Origin of the sequence: Citrobacter sp. wls827, assembly GCF_005280875.1 — a bacterium.
Classification (GTDB): domain Bacteria; phylum Pseudomonadota; class Gammaproteobacteria; order Enterobacterales; family Enterobacteriaceae; genus Citrobacter; species Citrobacter youngae.
Genome location: NZ_SZWR01000018.1, coordinates 120,853 through 128,065, shown reverse-complemented (window position 1 = coordinate 128,065; position 7,213 = coordinate 120,853). Strand labels below are relative to the sequence as shown.

The window sequence follows — 7,213 nt, the reverse complement described above, 5'->3', positions numbered from 1 at the left end:
AGCGGCCAGAATTCGCGAAGCATAAATACTGAGCATGTCTGCCGGATGGCGGTGCGAGCACCTTATCCGGCCTACGGTCTGTCTGGCCCGGTAAGCATTTCACTACCGGGCAAGACAGATTAGCGCCCCGCGACTTTCCCGCGTTTTTTATTCGCTGCAGGTGTCTGACGCTGGTGCGCGACTGGCGTATGCTTGGTCAGTGCCGGACGGGTATGGCGGTTCTGACGACGTGCTTCACGTATCTCTTCCAGCGTCGGGGCCGGAACCAGACATTCGCGACGACCGCCAATCAGATGCTTTTTCCCCATATCTTCCAGCGCCTGACGGATTAACGGCCAGTTAGCAGGATCATGGTAACGCAGCAGTGCTTTATGCAGACGGCGCTGTTTATCACCTCTTGGCACTACCACATCTTCACTCTTATAACCAATTTTGCCCAACGGGTTTTTCCCGGTGTAATACATGGTTGTAGAGTTTGCCAGCGGTGATGGGTAGAAGTTCTGCACTTGATCCAAACGGAAACGACGCTGTTTCAGCCACAGAGCCAGATTCACCATATCCTCATCACGCGTACCCGGGTGCGCAGAGATAAAATAGGGGATCAGGTACTGCTCTTTACCGGCCTGTTTAGAGTAAGTATCGAATAACTCTTTAAAGCGGTCGTAGCTGCCCATACCCGGCTTCATCATCTTCGACAATGGGCCTTCTTCTGTATGCTCCGGCGCAATCTTCAGGTAGCCACCCACATGGTGAGTTGCCAACTCTTTAATATAGCGCGGGTCCTCCACGGCGATGTCATAACGCACCCCGGATGCGATAAGGATCTTTTTAATGCCTTTCAGATCACGCGCGCGGCGGTAGAGATTAATCGTCGGTTCGTGGTTAGTATCCATATGCGGGCAGATATCCGGGTAAACGCAGGACAGACGACGACAGGTCTGTTCTGCACGCGGAGACTTACAGCGCAGCATATACATGTTTGCAGTTGGACCGCCGAGATCGGAAATCACGCCGGTAAAGCCCGGAACGGTATCGCGAATGGCTTCGATCTCATTGATGATCGAATCTTCGGAACGGCTCTGGATAATGCGCCCTTCGTGCTCGGTGATCGAACAGAACGAGCAACCACCAAAACAGCCACGCATGATATTGATCGAGAAACGGATCATCTCATAGGCGGGAATACGGCTGTTACCGTACGCCGGATGCGGTACGCGCTTGTACGGCAGTGCAAAGACGCTGTCCATTTCTTCAGTCGACAACGGGATCGCTGGCGGGTTAACCCAAATATAGCGATCGCCATGCTTTTGCATCAGTGCACGCGCGCATCCTGGGTTCGTTTCGTGATGCAGAATACGCGACGCATGGGCGTACAGAACTTTGTCGCTCTTAACTTTCTCGAAAGACGGTAACAGTACGTAGGTTTTTTCCCACGGCTTCGGACGCGGCGGCTGTACGGTTACCGCTTTCGCTTCTTGTTTTTTCGGTGCGACCGGTTTGTTATCAGCACACGGCAAGTCTTCGCCATACGGATGGGGGATAGGGTCAATTTTCCCGGGCATATCCAGACGTGTGGAATCCACCCCGCTCCAGCCCGGCAGCGCTTCTTTAACCATAATCGCGGTATTACGCACGTCGCGGATCTGATCAATGGTTTCGCCCATCGCCAGACGGTGTGCGACTTCCACCAATGGACGTTCGCCGTTACCAAACATCAGCATGTCAGCTTTTGAATCCACCAGCACGGAACGGCGTACGGTATCTGACCAGTAATCGTAATGCGCAGTACGGCGCAGGCTGGCTTCAATACCGCCGAGAATAACCGGCACATCTTTCCAGGCTTCTTTACAGCGCTGGGTATAAACCAACGTCGCACGGTCCGGGCGTTTACCCGCCACGTTGTCCGGCGTATAGGCATCGTCATGGCGCAGTCGGCGATCGGCGGTATAACGGTTGATCATCGAGTCCATGTTGCCTGCGGTTACGCCGAAGAACAGGTTAGGTTTGCCCAGACGCATAAAGTCATCTTTGCTGTTCCACTCCGGTTGGGCGATGATCCCCACGCGAAAGCCCTGCGCTTCCAGCATACGGCCGCAAATAGCCATGCCGAAGCTCGGGTGATCGACGTACGCATCGCCGGTAACCAGAATGATGTCGCAGCTATCCCAGCCAAGTTGATCCATTTCGTCGCGTGACATCGGCAAAAATGGTGCCGGCCCAAAGCAGGCGGCCCAGTACTGCGGCCAGGAGAAAAGGTCTCTGTCCGGTTGGATCAGGGATATTGCGCTCATAATGCTTCCAAAAAAATGGTAAAAAAATAATCAAAGGCCGGGGATTATACGCTGGAACAACAGGGGAAATGAAGGAGTATTGTAAGGATGTTAAATTTCATCTCTGCTGGTGCTACGCTGACCGTTCCTGTGCTTTCGCACGGTCCAGGCCGGGTTAGGCGAAGCCGCCACCCGGCACAGGAATATCTATTACGGTGCCGGATTCACCAGCATCTGGCCAATAGAACCACGGTCTGCCATTTCCAGCGTCTGGCTGTTGAAGTAGAACGGGAAATGCGCCCAGGAAGGCTGCCCATAATAGACCAGCAACTCCACTTGCCCATCAACCCAGACGGTATCTTTCCAGCCACGGTCTTCCGGGAACGGCATCGCGCCATTCACATTACGGATCAGGAAAGAGACGCCTTCAATATGGAACGACTGCGGCATATCTGCACGCACCGTCCAGCGCTCCCAGGATCCCTGCTGCGCCGTGATATCCATGCGATTGACATCCCACAGTTGGCCATTGATTCCGGGATCGTCATCAAGGCTAATATCACGGCTGCGAATCGGCGAGCCGCTCAAAATTTCGGTGGGTAACAGACGCATTGGCAGGCTATCCGTTACCAGCGGCAGAAGGCCGGTTGGTCGCAGAGTCAGTACCAGCGTGGAGATCAGGATACTGGAAGGTTCAAAGAAACCACGGATCCTGTCGACAATACTGGCCGCCTCGCCGCAGGTAATCGAAACTTCATCACCGTTGGTCATATCGACCAGAATCTCACGACGCTCGCCTGGCGCCAACGATAGCTGCTTCACCGAAACCGGCGCGGGTAAAAACCCCTGATCGCCTGAGATAACATGCAGCGCACGACCATCGCTCATTTTCAGCAAATAACGACGCGAATTTGAGGCATTCAGCAAACGCAAACGCACCCAGCCGCGGGACACTTCGACATACGGACTTTGCGCCCCGTTGACCAGAAGAGTATCCCCCACAAACCCCCCACTGCCCGGTTCGCTATATTCTGGCGTACCGAAGTTATCCAGACGCTTATCCTGAATAATGACTGGAAAATCATCCACGCCGTAGTGGTTAGGGATCGGCAGTGATTTACTCACTTCATCTTCAACCAGCCACATCCCGGCAAGGCCGTTATAGACCTGCTGGGCAGTGCGATTTGGCGTGTTGGCGTGATACCACAAGGTTGCAGCACTCTGGCGAATCGGCAGCACGGGCGCCCAGTCCGCATTAGGCGACATCATACGCGCCGGCCCCCCCATAAGAGGACCTGGGACCTGTAACCCGGCAACGGTCATTGAGACATTTTCTGTCAGACGGTTGCTGTAGATAAGCTTGACGTCATCACCTTTCCAGACGCGGATTGTCGGCCCCAGGTAGCGCCCGTTAACACCCCAGACGGGTGCGCGCGTGCCCGGCGTAAACGACCAGTGCGCACGTTGCAGCGTCATAAATAGCGGCTGTCCCCGACGGGACTCCAGCAGGGGGGGAACAGGTAGCGGTTGTTGCTGACCGGCAGCATTAGCCTTCAGCGGAACAGCACCTGCACACAGTGCGATCCCCGATGCCTGAATGAACTGACGCCGACTGAATGACATATAAGCTCCATGAAAAACTGGCGATTAACACGCAGGAAATCATTTCCTGTAACAAACCCGAAATGAGCGAATCAAACCTTACCGGCAGCTTCCCGCTCAGCAACTTCTTTATCGAGTTCTGCGATTTTTTGTTCCATCAGCGTGCGGCAATGCGCTGCCAGTTCACGAACCTGATCTTTACCAAAATGACTGATATCCACCGGCGGCAGCATCTCTACAATCGCCAGCCCATTATTGAGTCGGTTCAATTTGATCTTATTAGAGGTCGTTGAAACGCAAACAGGGATAACCGGGACACCCGCAGCAATTGCCGCATGGAACGCACCGGTTTTAAACGGCAGCAGACCGCGACCGCGGCTACGCGTTCCTTCAGGGAACATCCAGATAGAGATACGACGCTTTTTAAAGTGGTTCACCACCGCCGCAATAGTGCTGTGCGCTTTGGCGCGGTTATTTCTGTCGATCAACAGATTACCGGTGAGCCAGTACAGTTGTCCGAAGAAAGGGATCCACAACAGGCTTTTTTTACCTACTGTGACCGTCGGTGGCTGAACGATATTCGCTGCGGTAACCATGTCATAGTTATTCTGGTGGTTACAAATATAGATAGCATTACCATAGTTCTTCGCGTCAGGCGGCATGCGACACTCGACCTTCAGGCCATACAGGGGAGCCAGGCGACCAAACATATGGCCGAACGTCGCAACGTGTTTTGGATTTCTTGGGCTGAACAGACAGTATATGCAACCGAAAATACAGACCAAAATGCAGTAAATAACAGTAATAATTAAACGAAAAATATATAGCATAACAACCTCTAAAGGCCTAAGAGCCTGGCATTCTACGTCACCTGATTCCGAATACTGCATCAGGTTAGGGCATTGTTAAGAGTGGCTCTCTGGAAAAGCGTATTGTTAATCGCAACGCACGAATAAACAACGGTTTCACGGGAATTTTTAAAACAAGCTCTCCCTGTGCGAAAACAGGGAGAGCCAGACGCTGGCGTTATTCTTCACTGTCGCCGTGACTGGCGCGTCGAGGCGAGTCAATCTCAACACGGTCGATGCGTTGCAGACCGCGCATGAGCGTACCGCGACGACCACGCTCGCCGGTTACCTTCTGTAGCTCTTCAGGGCGCAGTTTAATTTTGCGTTTCCCGACGTGGATAGTCAGCGTGCTTTGCGGCGGCAGCACGTAGAGTTGTGCCAGACCATCTTCGCCTTTCGCAGCTTCCGCAGAAGGAATATTGATTATCTTGTTCCCTTTGCCTTTCGACAACTGCGGCAAATCGCTCACCGGGAACATCAACATGCGGCCCGCATGGGTAATCGCCAGCAGCATATCGGTTTCATCTTCAATCACCACCGGCGGCATAACATGCGCGTTTTCCGGTAGCGTAATCAATGCCTTGCCCGCACGGTTACGCGCGACCAGGTCATTGAAGGTGCAGACAAAACCGTAACCGGCATCAGATGCCATCAGCAGCTTCTGATCGTCGCCTTCCATCAGCATATGCTCAACCGTCGCGCCCGGTGGTAGCGTGAGCTTCCCGGTCAACGGCTCACCCTGACCACGCGCCGACGGCAGCGTAATCGGGTCGATAGCATAGCTACGCCCGGTTGAGTCAACGAACACCACCGGTTGGTTGCTCTTACCCTTCACCGCCGACTTAAAGCTGTCGCCCGCTTTATAGCTTAAGCCTGGCGCATCGATGTCGTGGCCTTTCGCGCTACGCACCCAGCCACTCTGGGACAGCACAATGGTCACCGGCTCAGACGGCAGCATGTCATGCTCGCTCATCGCCTTCGCTTCTTCACGCTCCCGCAGTGGAGAACGGCGATCGTCACCATAGGCATCCGCATCAGCCTGCAGTTCTTTCTTCAGCAGGTTACTCATTTTGCGTTCAGAGGCCAGAATGCCCTGCAGTTGATCGCGCTCTTTCGCCAGTTCGTCCTGCTCACCGCGGATTTTCATCTCTTCGAGTTTGGCAAGGTGGCGTAATTTCAGCTCAAGAATGGCCTCCGCCTGAGTTTCTGAAATACCAAACCGCGACATCAGCTCGGGTTTAGGTTCATCTTCATGACGAATAATTTCGATTACTTCGTCAATATTGAGGAACGCTATCAGCAAACCTTCAAGAATGTGCAGGCGTTTGAGTACTTTCTCCAGGCGATAGTTCAGGCGACGGCGCACGGTATCGCGACGGAACGTCAGCCATTCGGTGAGGATCTCCAGCAGGTTTTTCACCGCCGGACGACCGTCGAGGCCAATCATGTTCAGGTTAATGCGATAGCTTTTTTCCAGATCGGTAGTAGCAAACAGATGGTTCATCACCTGTTCCATATCTACGCGATTCGACCGCGGGACAATCACCAGACGAGTCGGGTTTTCGTGATCCGATTCGTCGCGCAGGTCATCGACCATCGGCAGCTTTTTATTGCGCATCTGAGCGGCGATCTGCTCCAGCACTTTAGCCCCGGAAACCTGATGCGGCAGCGCGGAAATCACCACCGCGCCGTCTTCTTTCGTCCATACCGCACGCATACGTACGGAACCGCGTCCGTTTTCGTAAATCTTACGAATCTCCGCACGCGAGGTAATGATTTCTGCTTCGGTCGGATAATCCGGCCCCTGTACGATATCCAGCAGTTGATCCAGCGTCGTTTTCGGCTGCTCAATCAGCGTAATTGCCGCTTTGGCCACTTCACGCAAGTTATGCGGTGGAATATCCGTCGCCATACCCACGGCAATCCCGGTCGTGCCGTTGAGCAAAATATTCGGCAGACGCGCAGGCAGCATTTTCGGCTCCTGCATGGTACCGTCGAAGTTTGGCACCCAGTCTGACGTGCCCTGACCGAGTTCACCCAGCAGGACTTCCGCATATTTAGACAGGCGGGATTCCGTGTAACGCATCGCGGCGAAGGATTTCGGATCGTCTGGTGCCCCCCAGTTCCCCTGCCCGTCAACCAGCGGATAACGGTAAGAGAAGGGCTGGGCCATCAGCACCATCGCTTCATAGCAGGCGCTGTCGCCGTGCGGATGGTATTTACCCAATACGTCACCGACGGTACGGGCGGATTTTTTAAATTTGGCGCTGGCATTCAGCCCCAGTTCGGACATCGCGTAAACGATGCGACGCTGAACAGGTTTCAGACCATCACCAATAAACGGTAACGCCCTGTCCATGATGACGTACATGGAGTAGTTCAGATAGGCGTTTTCCGTGAATTCATGCAGCGCAAGGCGCTCTGCCATATCGCTCATTAATCGTGGTTCCTCAACTTATACCCGTCTATTGAAGGGCAATATTGCCGCAGATA

4 protein-coding genes are annotated in these 7,213 nt (G+C 53.8%); all 4 read right to left on the bottom strand.

The features are described from left to right. Positions 1-119: 119 nt before the first annotated feature. A complete protein-coding gene (locus tag FDX03_RS13825; RefSeq protein ID WP_137346070.1) occupies positions 120-2,291 on the bottom strand; it encodes a YgiQ family radical SAM protein in 2,172 nt (723 codons plus the stop codon). Between the two features lie 189 nt (positions 2,292-2,480). After that, on the bottom strand, positions 2,481-3,893 hold the full coding sequence (gene ftsP, locus FDX03_RS13820; RefSeq protein WP_005123112.1) for a cell division protein FtsP: 1,413 nt from the start codon (positions 3,891-3,893) through the stop codon (positions 2,481-2,483). A 71-nt stretch (positions 3,894-3,964) separates the two neighbouring features. Beyond that, positions 3,965-4,702: a 1-acylglycerol-3-phosphate O-acyltransferase gene (plsC, locus tag FDX03_RS13815; protein ID WP_040233973.1), complete on the bottom strand. Its 738-nt coding sequence runs from the start codon at positions 4,700-4,702 to the stop codon at positions 3,965-3,967. Between the two features lie 196 nt (positions 4,703-4,898). Next, positions 4,899-7,157, bottom strand: a complete 2,259-nt coding sequence (parC, locus tag FDX03_RS13810) for a DNA topoisomerase IV subunit A (RefSeq protein WP_101742476.1) — start codon at positions 7,155-7,157, stop codon at positions 4,899-4,901. Positions 7,158-7,213 lie beyond the last annotated feature (56 nt).

Coding starts and splice junctions, on each gene's coding strand:
- ftsP (WP_005123112.1), bottom strand. CDS start 3,893: ATGTCATTCAGTCGGCGTCAGTTCATTCAGGCATCGGGGATCGCACTG.
- parC (WP_101742476.1), bottom strand. CDS start 7,157: ATGAGCGATATGGCAGAGCGCCTTGCGCTGCATGAATTCACGGAAAAC.
- FDX03_RS13825 (WP_137346070.1), bottom strand. CDS start 2,291: ATGAGCGCAATATCCCTGATCCAACCGGACAGAGACCTTTTCTCCTGG.
- plsC (WP_040233973.1), bottom strand. CDS start 4,702: ATGCTATATATTTTTCGTTTAATTATTACTGTTATTTACTGCATTTTG.